13 protein-coding genes are annotated in these 15,855 nt (G+C 42.3%); 12 read left to right on the plus strand and 1 reads right to left on the minus strand.

What is annotated here, in order from left to right:
• The first annotated feature begins 40 nt into the window (after positions 1-40).
• From BWX39_RS05680 to BWX39_RS05715, 9 genes are all read left to right on the plus strand, one after another.
• Positions 41-2,074 (plus strand): M13 family metallopeptidase, encoded by a 2,034-nt coding sequence (locus BWX39_RS05680; RefSeq protein ID WP_028906196.1) that lies wholly within the window; start codon positions 41-43, stop codon positions 2,072-2,074.
• A 489-nt stretch (positions 2,075-2,563) separates the two neighbouring features.
• Positions 2,564-2,731, plus strand: a complete 168-nt coding sequence (locus BWX39_RS12235) for a hypothetical protein (protein ID WP_162147726.1) — start codon at positions 2,564-2,566, stop codon at positions 2,729-2,731.
• Between the two features lie 24 nt (positions 2,732-2,755).
• Entirely contained in the window at positions 2,756-4,339 is a 1,584-nt protein-coding gene (locus tag BWX39_RS05685) for a hypothetical protein (protein WP_244271457.1), read from the plus strand.
• A 353-nt stretch (positions 4,340-4,692) separates the two neighbouring features.
• The gene (locus BWX39_RS05690; protein WP_028906198.1) at positions 4,693-5,115 is read left to right on the plus strand and encodes an HU family DNA-binding protein; all 423 of its coding nucleotides are present in this window, start codon (positions 4,693-4,695) and stop codon (positions 5,113-5,115) included.
• 198 nt (positions 5,116-5,313) lie between these two features.
• Positions 5,314-6,936, plus strand: coding sequence for an ABC-F family ATP-binding cassette domain-containing protein (locus BWX39_RS05695; protein ID WP_004364227.1), 1,623 nt, complete (start codon positions 5,314-5,316; stop codon positions 6,934-6,936).
• Positions 6,937-7,045: 109 nt separating this feature from the next.
• Positions 7,046-7,648 carry a nucleotide exchange factor GrpE gene (locus BWX39_RS05700; protein WP_028906199.1) on the plus strand — a complete coding sequence of 201 codons (603 nt, stop codon included), beginning with the start codon at positions 7,046-7,048 and terminating at the stop codon, positions 7,646-7,648.
• 71 nt (positions 7,649-7,719) lie between these two features.
• Positions 7,720-8,877, plus strand: coding sequence for a molecular chaperone DnaJ (gene dnaJ, locus BWX39_RS05705; protein ID WP_028906200.1), 1,158 nt, complete (start codon positions 7,720-7,722; stop codon positions 8,875-8,877).
• A gap of 26 nt (positions 8,878-8,903) precedes the next feature.
• Positions 8,904-10,187: a bifunctional folylpolyglutamate synthase/dihydrofolate synthase gene (locus tag BWX39_RS05710; RefSeq protein WP_028906201.1), complete on the plus strand. Its 1,284-nt coding sequence runs from the start codon at positions 8,904-8,906 to the stop codon at positions 10,185-10,187.
• A 144-nt stretch (positions 10,188-10,331) separates the two neighbouring features.
• On the plus strand, positions 10,332-11,645 hold the full coding sequence (locus BWX39_RS05715; protein WP_028906202.1) for an MFS transporter: 1,314 nt from the start codon (positions 10,332-10,334) through the stop codon (positions 11,643-11,645).
• Between the two features lie 136 nt (positions 11,646-11,781).
• On the opposite strand, the gene BWX39_RS12450 is transcribed toward BWX39_RS05715, so the two are convergent.
• Positions 11,782-11,967 (minus strand): hypothetical protein, encoded by a 186-nt coding sequence (locus tag BWX39_RS12450; protein ID WP_076123262.1) that lies wholly within the window; start codon positions 11,965-11,967, stop codon positions 11,782-11,784.
• A gap of 311 nt (positions 11,968-12,278) precedes the next feature.
• Here BWX39_RS12450 and BWX39_RS05725 point away from each other — a divergent pair, with 311 nt between their 5' ends.
• Genes BWX39_RS05725 through fmt form a run of 3 tightly spaced genes read left to right on the plus strand, consistent with a single transcriptional unit; the run spans position 12,279 to position 15,758 of the window.
• A complete protein-coding gene (locus tag BWX39_RS05725) occupies positions 12,279-12,848 on the plus strand; it encodes an L-threonylcarbamoyladenylate synthase (RefSeq protein ID WP_028906203.1) in 570 nt (189 codons plus the stop codon).
• A gap of 54 nt (positions 12,849-12,902) precedes the next feature.
• On the plus strand, positions 12,903-14,699 hold the full coding sequence (locus BWX39_RS05730; protein ID WP_028906204.1) for a chloride channel protein: 1,797 nt from the start codon (positions 12,903-12,905) through the stop codon (positions 14,697-14,699).
• 36 nt (positions 14,700-14,735) lie between these two features.
• Positions 14,736-15,758 (plus strand): methionyl-tRNA formyltransferase, encoded by a 1,023-nt coding sequence (gene fmt / locus BWX39_RS05735; RefSeq protein WP_028906205.1) that lies wholly within the window; start codon positions 14,736-14,738, stop codon positions 15,756-15,758.
• The last annotated feature ends 97 nt before the right edge of the window (positions 15,759-15,855 follow it).

Consider the following 15,855-nt stretch of genomic DNA (forward strand, 5'->3'; position numbering starts at 1 on the left):
GAGAAGTATAACGAGAAGTTTAAAACTAAAAACTTTTAAAATGAACATTAAAACAATCTTACCGATGATGATGATTGCTGCTGTTCCACTGACGGGTTTTGCACAAAAACAAGCTGGAATCAAGGAAAGCAATCTCGACAGAACGGTTCGTCCTGCTGATGATTTCTATCAGTTTGCGACAGGTGGCTGGCAGAAAAACAATCCATTGCCAGCAGCTTATTCACGTTATGGTTCGTTCGACCAGTTGGGCGAGGACAACAACAAGCGTATCAACACCATTCTAACAGGTTTGCTTAAGACGAAAGCAAAGGTTGGAAGCGTGGAACAAAAGCTGAGCGATTTCTACAAACTCGCTATGGACTCTGTGCGCCGAAACAAAGAAGGCGTTGCACCCGTAATGCCGTTGCTCAACGAAATGGAAGCTGCCAAGACGTTGGACGACCTTCGTGCCATTCAGCTGAAGTATGCAAGTCGCAGCTATGGTGTGCCCGTGAGCTACGGATTTGGTGCTGACGAGAAGAACGCAAAGATGAATATCCTGAATATCCGACAAAGCGGGCTCACGTTAGGACAGAAGGATTACTATCTTGACAACGACAAGTCTACCACCGAAATACGCAATGCGTTCAAACAGCACATTGTAAATATGTTCAAGCTTTTCGGCTTCTCGCAGGCTCAGGCAGAGATGAAGAGCAAAGCCATTATGCGTTACGAAACTGCCATTGCGTTGATTTCAAAGAGCAGAACCGAACTTCGCGATTCGAAAGCCAACTACAACAAGATGACTTTGGCAGATTTCAAGGCTAAATATCCTAATATCCGTTTGGAACAATTGGTAAATGCCGACGGTGTAAAGTCTGAATATATACAGGAAATGATAATTGGTCAGCCAACCTTCTTGGCAGGTGTAGACAAGCTTACAGAAACCGAAACAGCCGATGAGCTTCGTGCTCGTATGGAGTGGGAGGTAATGCTCGAAGCGGTAAATTATCTCAGCGACGATGTTCGTGCCGAATACTTCAACTTCTTCAGCAAGACAATGCGTGGCACAAAGCAAGATTACCCACGTTGGAAGCGTGCCACACAGCAGGTTGAAAGCCAGATGGGCGAAGCACTTGGCAGAATCTATTGCGAACGCTACTTCCCAGCGAGCAGCAAGCAACGTATGGAGGAACTCATCAAGAACCTTCAAGTAAGCTTGGCTGAACGCATCAAGGCACAAAGCTGGATGAGCGAGGAAACAAAGCAAGCAGCACTCGAAAAGTTGTCTACTTTCTACGTTAAGGTGGGTTACCCTAACAAATGGCAAGATTTAAGCCGTCTTGGCATCGACCCGACAAAGTCATACTACGAGAACGTAATGAACTGCCGCAAGTTCTGGCACGAAGTGCATATTGAGGAAACGGCAGGTAAAGCGGTAGACAAAGACAAGTGGTATATGAACCCACAAACGGTAAATGCGTATTACAACCCTACGACCAACGAGATATGCTTCCCAGCTGGTATTCTTCAATACCCATTCTTCGACCCTAAGGCAGACGATGCCTTCAACTACGGAGCTATCGGTGTTGTGATTGGACACGAGATGACACACGGCTTCGACGACAACGGCCGCAACTACGACAAGGACGGAAACATGAAAGATTGGTGGGCAAAGGGCGATGGCGACAAGTTCAAGGCACGCACAACACCATTCGGTCAGTTCTTTAGCAACATCAGCGTACTGCCCGACCTCAAGGCAAACGGAAACCTTACAATGGGCGAAAACCTTGCCGACCATGGCGGTCTGATGGTTTCTTTCAACGCATTGAAGAATGCAATGAAAGGCAAGAAAGCACAAAACATCTACGGCTTCACACCCGAGCAACGCTTCTTCCTTGCCTATTCAGGCGTATGGGCGGCTAATATAACAGAGGCTGAAATCCGCAATCGCACCAAGAGCGACCCTCACTCGTTGGGAGAATGGCGCGTGAATGGTGCTTTGCCACACATCGATGCTTGGTACGACGCTTTCAACGTGCAGCCAAACGACAAACTTTACTTGCCAAAAGAGCAGCGTCTCGACCTTTGGTAATTCGCAAATCCAAACATATTGCTTTCATTAAGCACTGACAAAGAAGCAATATTATTCCTATAAGCCCTAATAAGAAAGCTTATTAACAAACACTTATTAGGGCTTTTTATTCAAAAAACATAGCACCACTTTAACTTTTTTATGTTATTAGTTTGTAGGATTCGGAAACTTTAACTATCTTTGCAGTCAAATTATAATTAATAGAATGTGAATGTATTAAGGAGACAGTATAAACCACTGAATTTTTCTCCATCTTTTAAAAAGATGTGTGTAAAACGAGAAAAATAGTACACGTCTCTATTTCTTTTATTATACATAATGTTATCACGCATACGAGCGCGAAGAACTACCGCAAATTACAAGATACAAGGTAATCCCAATGGATTTCTTTGCAGATATTTTCGTGTTGTTTTGTTTCAATGCAAAAGAGAGAATAAACCAACCACTTACGTAATATTACACCCATAAATTCAAATTAAAATGAAAGAAATGCAATTAAACAGAAAGGCTTATCTTAAGCCGGAAGTCGAAGTAATCGGTGTCAATGTGGAAAACTTACTAACTACGGTTAGCGGTGATCATGAACACATTGGACAGGGAGGCATCATAGAAACTGCCAAGCAAGGAGAGTTCGATGAAGAACAATTCGGAAACTAATTAATAACAAATAACAAAATGGAAATGACAATGAAGACAGTCAAATTATTCTTCAAAACCACATGTCTGTTTACGGCAGCGATATTGACTGGTTGCACTGCCGATGTGGCACAAGAAGAGGAAAAAAACAAAGAACCGAACCCCGCGGCTACTAACATAACTTTCACAAGTGAAAATCCATCTACCCGAACCTCGATCACCCATTCTATTGGCAAAGGTGCGACACCATTCTGGTCAACAGGAGACAGGATTTGGGTAAAAAATATTAGTAATCAATGGCAACAAAGTAGCGCGGGAACATTCAGCAGCGATATGTCTAATGGTGTATTCTCGTTTTCATCGGGTACATTCAAAGACAATTGTGAAGTTCATTACACTGGTGCTAATAGTACAGCAGGAGATAAGGTAACGATTGCCAATGAACAAACGCAATCTACTCCCAATGACTTTAGTCATGCCGGAGCGTCAGGCGACTGTGGAGTAGGTAGAGCTAAGGGAAACGGGGAGAGATTCAAGTTTAAGCTTTCGCATAAGTCTTCTTACCTTTGTTTTTTGCCGACAACTTCCAATGAGTTGTTGGAGAAAAATGGCAAGCTGTTCAAGATAGAGGTAATATCTAGAGATAATATTGCAGGCACATACAATTTCAGCAACGGTGTACTTTCCTATACACCTACGCGGATTAATAATAGTGATAAAATTATTACACTATTCATCAAGGGGGACGGATTTTCTATTGAAGGTTCAACCAATATTGAAAAAAATGGTTCCTATATCGTTATTGCACCGGGAGACCATGAACTGACAGTACGTTATTGGTTACGCTATAAAGAAAATAGTTATAGTGAAGAAATAAAAGGAACTGTAACCAAGACTTTTAAGCTTAATTGCGAAGCTGGTAAAATCTACGATATCAAAGCCAAATTAGACCCAACCGATTATTCAGATAAAAAATATTATATGTGGGATTGCGACAACGGACAACACTATTGGAAAGGATATGAGAATGAGCAACCCAAGACCACCTATGCCCTCCCTGGAACACATTATCCTATGAGTGTTAAAGATCCGCGTTGGTATAATGAAAAAGCGTTCCCTGCCCCAGCATATCGCAGTTGCAAAGACTGTCCGAACGTTAATGAAGCTTGGTGGTATATTCAACACGGCGACCCGCATTGGGATTCGGAAGAACTTTGGGTGATGTACAAACATTTATATACTGGCGGAATGTGGTTTAAGAAGAAAGACTATATCAGTCCGACTTTCAGTTCTACATCTGCTCCTAATGGAACAGATTATACCACACAAGCAATATCAGCTTCTTATGACAACACTAATGTGCCATTTGGTCGTCCCGATGATATAAAAAAATGTTTCTACCTCCCAGCTTTGGGTGGTTATGATAATGGTCGTTTCTATAACATTGGAGAAGTCGGCAACTATTGGACTTGTACTCCTACTCCATTGAACAATTCGCCTGGCGTTGCTACCAGAGGTGCATATTATCTTTACTTCTATATAGATGATAAAGATCCTAAAAAAGTTACTGCATCTATATACGGTGGTGAAAATCGTTATAAGGGATTTACTTGGTGGGAGAAAAAGTAAAAAGACAAAAATATTTATCTAAATAAAAATAATAGCGGCAGATTTCCCAATTGGAAATCTGCCGAATGAAAAATGAAAAAGCGTAACAGAATTTTCCTACGGTTGGAAGAAAATTTCTCTACGGTGAGAATTTTACGTGACTACGGTCGGAAATAAATTTTCCTCAAAGAAAAATTTTCTTCCGACCGCAGGAAAATTCAAATACTATGAGAGTGCACAAAAAACAGATACTGTGAAAAGTGCCAAAGGCGACATGAAAACAAAAAACGACGGAAGAGCACGGAGCGGAAATGGTTCCTCGGAAAGCTCGGAAGTCGTGTAACATTTAATATAAATTCTTAAAACAAATTACTATGAAGATCAAGCTTCAAAAGAAAAAGAATCCGCAGAAGCGGTCAGAGGAAAAGTATTATGCAAATCCTGTGAACTTAGGACGGAAAACACTACGCGACATTGCGCACGACATTGCCGGACGTTCGTCGCTGACGCGAGGCGACATCGAAAACGTGCTTTTAAACTTTATCGACTGTCTGCCCCACTATCTGCGCGACGGTTTCAGCGTGCAGTTGAGCGATTTCGGCACGATGCGCCTGACGCTCTCGAGCGAGGGTTCGCTGACGGAAAAAGCTTTCAAGACGGAGAGTATAACCCCCCGTGTAACCTTTACACCAGGCGTGGAACTGAAAGCTACACTCAGGGACAATTCGTATGAAACGGTGAAGGAGAAAGACAAGAAAGAAAAAGAAGGTGGAGGCGAAACGCCAAGTCACCCATAGAACTTTGCCACTTAACAAAGTCCCCGTTCCGTGAGGAGCGGGGGCATTTTTTCGCATGACTGTCTGCTGTGTGTGCGTCGTCTGCCGTAGGGGCGTATTTCTTGTATTTAGCTGCTACTAAGAACCGTTGTTCTTGCAAGTATCACATTATTATTGTACCTTTGCGCCCAAATAAGAAAATAGGATTTAAAACAAACAATGATTACACTTTCAAACATTGCCGTTCAATTCGGAAAAAGAGTTCTGTACAAGGACGTTAATATCAAGTTTACTCCGGGAAATATCTATGGCGTTATCGGAGCTAATGGCGCAGGAAAATCAACACTGCTTCGTGCCATATCTGGCGATTTGGAGCCCAACAAGGGAACCATTACGTTAGGAACAGGAGAACGTTTGTCGGTATTGGAGCAGGACCACTTTAAGTACGATGAATTTAAGGTAATGGACACCGTGCTTATGGGGCACGAACCGCTTTGGAAGAATATGAAGGAGCGCGAGGAGCTTTACGCTAAACCGGAAATGACAGAAGAGGACGGAAACCGCGCTGCCGACTTGGAACTGAAGTTTGCCGAAATGAATGGTTGGGAGGCCGAAAGCGAAGCTGCCCAGTTGTTACAGCACTTAGGCGTGCAGGAAGACGCCCACCAGAAACGAGTTGGCGAACTGTCGAATACGGAAAAGGTGCGTGTAATGTTGGCAAAGGCATTGTTCGGAAAGCCCGACAACCTTTTGCTCGATGAGCCTACCAACGACCTTGACCTTGAAACGGTGGAATGGTTGGAAGATTATCTTGGCGAAATAGAAGAGACACAAACGGTGCTTGTTGTATCGCACGACCGCCACTTCCTTGATGCTGTAAGTACACAGACGATTGATATCGACTTCGGTAAGGTTACGGTGTTTGCCGGTAACTATTCGTTCTGGTACGAAAGTTCGCAGTTGGCTTTGCGTCAGGCACAGAACCAAAAGTTGAAAGCTGAAGAAAAGAAGCAGCAACTGGAAGAATTTATCCGCCGTTTCTCTGCCAATGTGGCAAAAAGCAAGCAGACTACTTCGCGCAAGAAGATGCTTGAGAAACTGAATGTAGAGGAAATCCGCCCGTCAAGCCGTAAATATCCAGGCATCATCTTCCAAATGGAGCGCGAGCCGGGAAACCAAATCTTGGAAGTAGAAGACTTGAAAGCCGTTGATGAAGACGGAACAGTATTGTTCGACCACGTGAATTTCAATGTCGAGAAAGAGCAGAAAGTAGTGTTCTTGTCTCGCAATCCGAAGGCAATGACGGCTTTGTTCAACATTATCAATGGTGAGCGAGAAGCCCAGGCTGGCACTTACAACTGGGGCATAACCATTACAACGGCTTATTTGCCACTCGACAATACTAAATACTTCGACTGCGATATGAATCTTGTCGATTGGCTTTCACAATATGGTCCGGGTAACGAGGTTGTGATGAAAGGCTTCCTCGGTCGTATGCTGTTTAAGCAGGAAGAGGTAGAGAAGAAAGTCAATGTGTTGTCTGGAGGCGAGAAAATGCGTTGTATGATAGCACGTATGCAGTTGCAAAATGCCAACTGCTTGATACTTGATACTCCTACAAACCACCTCGATTTGGAGAGTATTCAGGCATTCAACAATAACCTTGTTGGCTTTAAGGGTAATATTCTCTTCAGTTCTCACGACCACGAATTCATCGGAACTGTTGCCAACCGTATCATCGAATTAACACCGAACGGTACGATTGATAAGCTTATGAGCTACGATGAGTATATTCACGACGAGCAGATAAAGGAACAAAAAGCTAAGATGTACCAAGTTTAAATTAGCAAGATAATAGTTCAAGGACTGCTGACGAATTGTATTTGTCGTGCAGTCCTTGCTATGTTGGCACACTATTTGTATAGTTTTGTTGAAAAAAGAATACATTATTATGAGCAAAAAGAATAAGAAGATAGAAATAGAAGACGAAGAAACAAAGTTGCAGGACGAAGAAACCGTGCAAGAAGAAAATACTGCTTCAGAGGAAGAAATATTGTCAGAAGCTGATAACGAAGAAACTTCGGAAGCTGAAACCAATGAAGAAGACGAAGCAGAGCAGAAAGACGACAGCGCAGAAGCTGAAGAGTGGAAAGACAAGTATATTCGTCTTTATGCTGAATTTGAGAACTATAAGAAGCGAACGCTGAAGGAAAAAGCAGAGCTTATACTTAATGGTGGCGAGAAAACCATTACAGCAATTCTTCCTATTCTCGACGATTTTGAACGCGCCATTACAGATAAGACAGAAGATGCAACAGCCATTAAAGAAGGTTTCGACCTTATTTTCAAGAAGTTCTTAAAGACTTTGGAAGGTATTGGCGTAAATAAGATTGAAACAGAAGATAAAGATTTCAATGTAGATTATCACGAAGCAATTGCAATGGTGCCAGGAATGGGCGATGACAAGAAAGGCAAAATCATTGATTGTGTACAAACTGGCTATATGCTGAATGATAAAGTAATTCGCCACGCCAAGGTTGCAGTAGGACAATAATATATAAAGAAGTAAATAACCTTAGAGTTTTTAGAACTTCAGGAGTTTACAAAACTCACAACAATTAAGGAATGGCAAAAAGAGATTACTACGAAGTCTTGGGCGTGGAAAAGAATGCTTCGGACGACGAAATAAAGAAGGCGTATAGAAAGCTCGCTATTAAATATCACCCAGACAGAAATCCTGACGATGCAAAAGCAGAGGAAAAGTTCAAGGAAGCTGCAGAAGCATACAGCATTTTGAGCGACCCACAGAAGCGACAGCAATACGACCAGTTCGGATTTGACGGACCAAGCTTTGGTGGTGGCAATCCATTTGGTGGCGGTGGCTTCTCAATGGACGATATATTCTCTATGTTTGGCGATGTCTTCGGTGGGCATGGCGGTAGTGGCTTTGGAGGTTTCGGCGGTGGAAGCCGTCAGGCTCCTAAATATAAAGGTGCCGATTTGCGCCTGAAAGTCAGACTTTCATTGCAGGAAGTAGCTACGGGGGTTACCAAGAAGTTCAAGGTACGCAAAGATGTAGCCTGCGAACATTGCCACGGAACGGGTGCCGAAGGCGGTAGTGGCACAGAAACGTGTCCTAATTGCCATGGTAGCGGTATGGAAATTCGTACCCAGCAGAGTATCTTCGGTATGGTGCAGACACAAACAACCTGCCACGTATGTGGTGGAGAAGGTACTGTTATAAAGAACAAATGTACACATTGCCACGGCGACGGTGTAGTGAAAGGCGAGGAAGTTGTTGAAATCAACATTCCTGCAGGTGTTGCCGAAGGAATGGTCGTGAATGTTCCAAACAAGGGAAATGCAGGTAAACACAATGGCATAACAGGCAATATACAAGTTTATATCGAAGAAGAAGACAACGATACATTCATTCGTGATGGACAGAATGTTATCTACAACTTGTTACTCGACTTCCCCACGGCTGTCTTGGGTGGTCAGGTTGAAATTCCAACAATAGATGGAAGTTCTGTGAAAATAAAGATAGAAGAAGGCACACAACCTGGCAAAACGCTTCGTTTAAGAGGCAAAGGACTTCCTGCCGTGCAGGGCTATGGCAGAGGAATGGGCGACCTTATCGTACAAATAAGTGTTTATGTGCCAAAGACACTGTCAAAATCAGAACGCAATGCCATTGAAGAATTTAAGGAAAGCGACAACTTCAAGGGAGATAGCTATACGAAACGTTCCATTTTTGATAACTTCAAGAAACTATTCAGCTAAGTTGTAAAGACTGAAAAGTAATGAAAATGACTTACAAGGAAACAACAGAATACTTATACAACAGCACCCCCGTCTTTGAGCACGTGGGTGCTTCTGCTTATAAGGAGGGTTTATCTACAACCCTCGCATTGGACGAATACTTCGGGCGACCGCATCAAAACTTCCGTTCTATCCATATTGCAGGAAGCAACGGAAAAGGTTCTTGCTCGCATACATTGGCTGCAATACTCCAAGCCGATGGCTATAAAGTAGGGCTTTACACAAGTCCACACCTCATAGACTTCAGGGAACGCATCAGGGTGAACGGCAAGATGATTTCCGAACAATACGTAATTGATTTTGTTGAAAACCATCGTAACTTCTTCGAACCATTGCACCCATCGTTCTTTGAACTGACTACTGCAATGGCTTTCAAGTATTTTGCCGAACAACAGGTAGACTTTGCCATTATAGAAGTGGGCTTGGGCGGTCGGTTGGATTGCACCAACATTATCAATCCCTTGCTCTCCATCATTACCAACATTTCGCTCGACCACACCCAATTCTTGGGCGATACATTATCAAAGATAGCATACGAAAAGGCTGGCATTATAAAACAAGGCACTCCTGTCGTAGTTGGCGAAGCACTACCCGAAACCCGTGTCGTGTTTGAAGCAAAGGCACAGGAGATGGACGCAATGATTGTATTTGCCGAAGACATTCCTATGGTACAATCGGCAAGTGTCAATCCGAAGAGGGGACGCATATACCAGACCCGCTTATTCGGTACGATAGAGGGCGAATTGGGTGGAATCTACCAAGACAAGAATACCAACACGCTGCTAACGGCAGTGATGCAGCTTTACAATAAGCAGATAATCAGGAACATAGACAGCGTTGCAAAAGGTTTCTCAAATGTGTGTGAAGAGACGGGATTAATGGGTAGATGGCAGCAGATACAGCAAAACCCGACTGTCGTCTGCGACACTGGGCACAACGAAGCAGGCTGGAAAGACTTGTCATTGCAAATTAAAAGTCAAAAGTATCGCACGTTGCGCATTGTCTTTGGTATGGTAGACGACAAGGACATAGAGGCTGTTATGGCACTTCTGCCTGAAAATGCCATTTACTATTGGACACAACCCAGCACAAAGCGTGCATTCTCGGCTGACAAGGTAGCAAGAATAGGCAAACAATACAACCTTGAGGGCAGGACGTTTGTAGATGTTGCAGAAGCTTACGAGCAAGCATTGAGCGAGGCAGAAAGCGACGACTTCATATTTGTAGGTGGTTCGAGCTATATTGTTGCCGACTTTTTAAGCAAATTCTAATAGCAATATAATTCCCATTAAAGGCAGGATTTTTCAATCTTGCCTTTAATTGTTTTTAACACACAACAAATCTCCTTTTGACTTAAAATAGTTTGTCGTTATCATTTATTTTTGCTTTCTTTGCAGAAAATAAATTGCTAAACAATGAATAATACTAAACAAAATGGAAGCATCATTGCGATTATTACAATGATGTTTCTTTATGCAATGATTTCGTTTGTAACAAATCTTGCTGCTCCAATCGGAGTTATTTGGAAAAATATCTTTGGTGGCGAAAGTGCCAATACGGTGGGTATGCTTGGCAATGCTATGAACTTTCTTGCCTATTTCTTTATGGGAATCCCCGCAGGAAAGATGCTTGTGCGTGTAGGATACAAGAAAACGGCTCTCATTGGTATTGCCATTGGTTTCTTCGGCGTACTGACTCAGTTCTGCTCGGGCTTCTTTACCGATGCGAAGATTACAGGATTTGTTATTTATCTCTTAGGAGCGTTCATCTCAGGTTTCTGTGTTTGTATGCTGAACACAGTGGTTAATCCGATGTTGAACCTTATCGGAGGCGGTGGAAATCGTGGAAATCAGCTTAATATGATAGGTGGAACGCTCAATTCGCTGTCGGGAACCCTTACGCCGCTTTTTGTTGGCTCGCTGATTGGAGAAGTAACAAAGAACACATCTATCATTGACGTTAATCCAGTTCTTTACATTGCAATGGGTGTATTCGTGGTAGCATTCGTTATTCTATCGTATATTCCTATTCAAGACCCAAAGAACAGCAAGACAGGAACCAATGTTACATTTGAACATTCTCCTTGGAACTTCCGCCATTTCGTATTAGGCGCAATCGCTATTTTCGTGTATGTGGGCGTAGAAGTAGGTATTCCTGGAACACTTATTTACTACCTTTCTGATACGACTGCCATTGGTGGAGGACTTCCTAAGGCTACAGCCACAGCCATTGCAGGTTCTGTTGCTGCAACCTATTGGTTCTTAATGCTCATAGGACGTTTCATTGCAGGTTTCATTGCCAGCAAAATTTCGAGCAGGACATTAATGTCGTGCACCACCATTCTTGCTATGATACTCATCACCACAGCTATTGTATTAGGTAAGAGCGCAGCCGTTTCGATGCCTGTATTCACTGGTTCAGCTTTCAATATGGTAGTTGTACCTGTTTCTGCATTGTTACTTGTACTTTGCGGACTGTGCACCAGCGTTATGTGGCCGTGTATCTTCAACCTTGCAACCGAAGGTCTTGGAAAATACACAGAGCCTGCTTCGGGTATATTTATGATGATGGTAGTAGGTGGTGGCTTGCTTCCGTTGCTCCAAAACTTCATAGCCGACCAGTCTGGCTATCTTGTTTCATACTTTGTTCCACTCGCTGGTGTGGCTTATATGTGCTTCTACACTCTGATAGGCAGCAAGAATGTAAACAAGGATATTCCTGTTGATTAAAAAAGAAATACATTGTAATATTACTTATAAAAGGCGTTATACCATTGGTGTAACGCCTTTTTCTAATCGTGAAGATAGAGCTGAAGCAAAACGTTTTTGGAAAAATAGTTTTCTTTTTTGCTGCTTGTGTCAGATACTAAAAACACTTTGGCTTTGTAAAAATAATTCTGATGAAAAACGATAATTTCGTTTTGGCATTGCGAAAGCGGCTCTTTTGCGATGCAAAACCTACGCTTTTACCGTGCAAAACAGCCGCTTTTGGAATGCGAAACAATAGGTTTTGCAAATCCCTGATAATTAAATGGTTATACGATAAATATATTTACGAAAAACATTTACACTTTTATGCCTTGTTTTTATTTAGAAAACGAATAATGGAGGCGAAATAAAGTTGCACCTAAAGAAGTTTGTATGTTCGGAAAAATAAAGCAATGTACTTCGCCATAGTAAATATTGCTTACTCTGAAAATAGCTTTGTACATATACTTTTAACGATGAAAGAAAACGAAAAAGATGACAGCTTTTCTCCTCTTTTGATAGGTACTGAATACTATCAACTTTATTTTTGTCTTATAGATTTGTCGGTTTCCTTTTTTTTTCCTACTTTTGTATTTCTCTATTGGTTATAAGAAAATGATACAACAAGAAGATATTAGAAAGGCGGTTGAAGTGTTGCAAAAGGGTGGGGTGATACTCTATCCAACCGATACTGTATGGGGAATTGGCTGCGATGCCACCAATCCCGAAGCTGTGGCTAAGGTTTATGAGATAAAACGTCGCGATGATTCCAAGGCATTGGTTTGCCTTGTCGATTCCGATGCACGCTTGCAACGATATGTACGCAATGTTCCCGATGTGGCATGGCAACTTATTGATGCCGTGGTAAAGCCGACGACATTGATACTTGACGAAGCTGTAAACCTTGCGCCCAACCTTATAGGCGAAGATGGTTCTATCGGTATAAGAATAACCAACGAACCTTTCTCGAAAGAGTTGTGTTACCGTTTTCAGAAAGCAATAGTCAGCACATCGGCAAATATTAGTGGCGAACCTGCTGCACAGAACTATCGCGACATTTCAGAAGAAATATTGTCGGCTGTAGACTACGTTTGTACTTCTCGCCGACAAGAGCATAAGCCACATCAACCATCTACGATAATAAAGGTTGGTGCGACAGGCGAAATAAACATAATAAGAAAATAAATCATCGTAGCAGCCTTATATATACATATCTATATAGAGGAGCAGGCTTGAAAAATGGCAAACGAGAATAATAGCAATATAATCAGTCGAATAGACGAATGGCGTAAGACAAATATTTCCGACCGCCAGTTTGTATTGGTGCTTGCGTTTATTGTTGGCTTCTTGGCTGCCGTGGCAGCATACGTACTTCATATTATTATTGGCGAAATAGAAAAACTCATTACGTCAGGATTTCGTATGACTACCATCAACTGGCTGTATCTTCTTTATCCAGTTATTGGTATTTGGCTAACCAGTTTGTTTGTTAAGTATGTTGTCCGCGACCAGATTTCGCATGGAATTACGCGTGTGCTGTATGCAATTTCCACAAAACGCTCTAAACTGAAGGCGCACAATACGTGGACTTCCATTGTAGCATCGGCTATTACAATTGGTTTTGGTGGGTCGGTAGGAGCAGAGGCTCCTATTGTACTGACAGGGTCTGCCATTGGCAGTAACCTCGGCAGGATTTTCAATATGGACCGTCGAACGCTGATGCTATTGGTTGGTTGTGGTGCTACAGCTGCTGTTTCGGGTATTTTCAAAGCACCGATAGCAGGACTGGTGTTTACTTTGGAAATACTGATGGTAGACCTTACCATGGCATCTCTGTTGCCCATCTTGATAGCTTCGGTTACAGCCACTTGTTTTTCATACTTCTTTACAGGTGGCGAGCCAATGTATAACTTTAAGATGGACTATCTTTGGAGTCTTAGTAAAGTGCCGCCAACCATACTTTTAGGTATAGGCTGCGGTTTCCTTTCGCTTTACTTTATGCGTGTTATGTCGTGGTGCGAAGACCGATATGCAAGTCTTTCCAATCGTCCTTACCTTAAACTGTTGGCAGGTGGCTTGGTTTTGTCGTCGCTTATCTTTTTGTTTCCTTCCCTTTATGGCGAAGGTTATAGCAGCTTGCGCCTTTTTATAGAAGGTAATGGCGAAGCCGACTGGAATCAGGTGCTGCGAGGTTCAATGTTTGCAGGGCAAGCAAAGTTCTTGTTATTGTATGTTGGATTGGTAGCATTGATAAAGGTTTTTGCCACCAGTGCGACCAATGGGGCTGGCGGTTGTGGTGGTACGTTCGCCCCATCGCTGTTTATTGGCGGATTCGGAGGTTTCTTTTTTGCACGACTTTGGAATGTCCAACAGATAGGCGAGTATATTCCTGAAAAGAATTTTACGCTTTATGGTATGGCAGCAGTTATGGCAGCAGTTATGCATGCGCCATTGACTGGGGTATTCTTAATAGCCGAGCTTACAGGTGGTTATCATCTTTTCATTCCACTAATCATTGTAACCATCAGTTCGTATCTTACCATAAACATTTTTGAACAGCACAGCATTTATGCCGTTCGCTTGGCTCGACAAGGAAAACTCTTAACGCACCACACCGACAAGGCTGTAATGACAATGATGAACATGCAGAACATTATCGACCGCGACTATACTTCGGTAGAGCCAAGTATGGAAATGGGAAAACTTGTACACGCCATTAGCTCAAGTCGCAACAATTATATTCCGGTTCTTAACGATGGTGGAATACTATTAGGAGAAATCGACATTACAAAACTTCGACATATAATTTTCCGCACCGAACTGTACCATCGGTTTTTGGTGGAGCAGCTTATGACACCTCCACCGGCAACAATAGGCGTGAACGACCCAATGGCGAGCGTTATGAAAGTGTTTGAAAAGACAGGAGCACAGGTATTGCCTGTAACTGAACTTGACGGCAGACTTGTTGGTTATATTTCGCGTGCACGACTGTATAACCTGTATCGACAGCTGGTAGCCGACTTCAGTGAGGAATAGTTTGCAAGTTTATTTCTATAATTTTAAATGAGCAGTATGGACAAGAAAGATATGAGAATCGTTTTTATGGGTACACCGGAATTTGCCGTAGAGTCGTTGAAGGCTTTAGTAGAAGGTGGTTATAATGTTGTGGGAGTTGTAACACAGCCCGATAAACCCGTAGGACGACATCAGGAAACACTCCAACCACCTGCCGTAAAGGTATATGCCGAATCGGTGGGTTTGCCAGTATTGCAACCTGTTAAAATGAAAGATGTTGAGTTCTTAGAGCAGTTGCGTGCTTGGAAGGCTGATTTGCAAGTGGTTGTAGCTTTTCGTATGCTTCCCGAAGTGGTCTGGTCGATGCCACGTTTTGGAACATTTAATGTTCATGCAGCCTTGTTGCCCCAATATCGTGGCGCAGCCCCTATAAACTGGGCAGTGATAAATGGTGAAACCGAAACAGGGGTAACAACTTTCTTCCTCGATAAAGATATTGACACGGGGCGAATTATAAATCGAAAGTATTTTCCTATTCCAGATAGCGCAAATGTAGAATATGTTTACGATGGACTGATGCGGTTAGGAGCAGAGTTAGCCATTGAAACGATAAACCTTTTGTGTGAAAAGGTTGCAGATGATTTTGATGCAGATAAAATCCTATCAGTGATGAACGAAATAACCGAAGCACAAGACGAATCATCAGACTTGCGCCATGCGCCGAAGATATTTAAAGAGACTTGCGAAATAGATTGGAAACAGAAAGCAAGTACAATTTATAACTTCGTTCGTGGACTTTCGCCTTATCCAGGATCGTGGTCAAAGATGGTTTCATTAGACAATACCGCTGTTCCAGCCACTAAAATGGTCTTGAAAATATTTGAAGTTGCAAAAACAGAGAAAGCTGTAGTAGCTGAACCAGGCACGTTTATAGTAGAAAATAAAAAGGTATATGTAAATACAAACGATTTTCTATTAGAATTAAAAGAATTGCAGCTTTCAGGCAAGAAACGTATGGATAGCCGTTCTTTCTTGAATGGCTTTAAACAGGTTGAAGAGTATAGATTAGAGAAAGAATAATTAAAGTTGTATTAATTATAATTTTATAAAAGTGTGTATTAATAAGAAAAAAATTGTACTTTTGCATTTATTATAAACTATAACGAAATAATTATTT

Origin of the sequence: Prevotella intermedia ATCC 25611 = DSM 20706, from assembly GCF_001953955.1 — a bacterium.
GTDB classification, from domain to species: Bacteria; Bacteroidota; Bacteroidia; order Bacteroidales; family Bacteroidaceae; genus Prevotella; species Prevotella intermedia.

What these genes read in the sequence shown, in the direction of transcription:
- BWX39_RS05700 (WP_028906199.1), top strand. Translation starts at nt 7,046, where the DNA reads ATGAGCAAAAAGAATAAGAAGATAGAAATAGAAGACGAAGAAACAAAG.
- BWX39_RS05730 (WP_028906204.1), top strand. Translation starts at nt 12,903, where the DNA reads ATGGCAAACGAGAATAATAGCAATATAATCAGTCGAATAGACGAATGG.
- BWX39_RS12235 (WP_162147726.1), top strand. Translation starts at nt 2,564, where the DNA reads ATGCAATTAAACAGAAAGGCTTATCTTAAGCCGGAAGTCGAAGTAATC.
- BWX39_RS05725 (WP_028906203.1), top strand. Translation starts at nt 12,279, where the DNA reads ATGATACAACAAGAAGATATTAGAAAGGCGGTTGAAGTGTTGCAAAAG.
- BWX39_RS05710 (WP_028906201.1), top strand. Translation starts at nt 8,904, where the DNA reads ATGACTTACAAGGAAACAACAGAATACTTATACAACAGCACCCCCGTC.
- BWX39_RS05695 (WP_004364227.1), top strand. Translation starts at nt 5,314, where the DNA reads ATGATTACACTTTCAAACATTGCCGTTCAATTCGGAAAAAGAGTTCTG.
- dnaJ (WP_028906200.1), top strand. Translation starts at nt 7,720, where the DNA reads ATGGCAAAAAGAGATTACTACGAAGTCTTGGGCGTGGAAAAGAATGCT.
- BWX39_RS05690 (WP_028906198.1), top strand. Translation starts at nt 4,693, where the DNA reads ATGAAGATCAAGCTTCAAAAGAAAAAGAATCCGCAGAAGCGGTCAGAG.
- BWX39_RS05685 (WP_244271457.1), top strand. Translation starts at nt 2,756, where the DNA reads ATGACAATGAAGACAGTCAAATTATTCTTCAAAACCACATGTCTGTTT.
- BWX39_RS05680 (WP_028906196.1), top strand. Translation starts at nt 41, where the DNA reads ATGAACATTAAAACAATCTTACCGATGATGATGATTGCTGCTGTTCCA.
- fmt (WP_028906205.1), top strand. Translation starts at nt 14,736, where the DNA reads ATGGACAAGAAAGATATGAGAATCGTTTTTATGGGTACACCGGAATTT.
- BWX39_RS05715 (WP_028906202.1), top strand. Translation starts at nt 10,332, where the DNA reads ATGAATAATACTAAACAAAATGGAAGCATCATTGCGATTATTACAATG.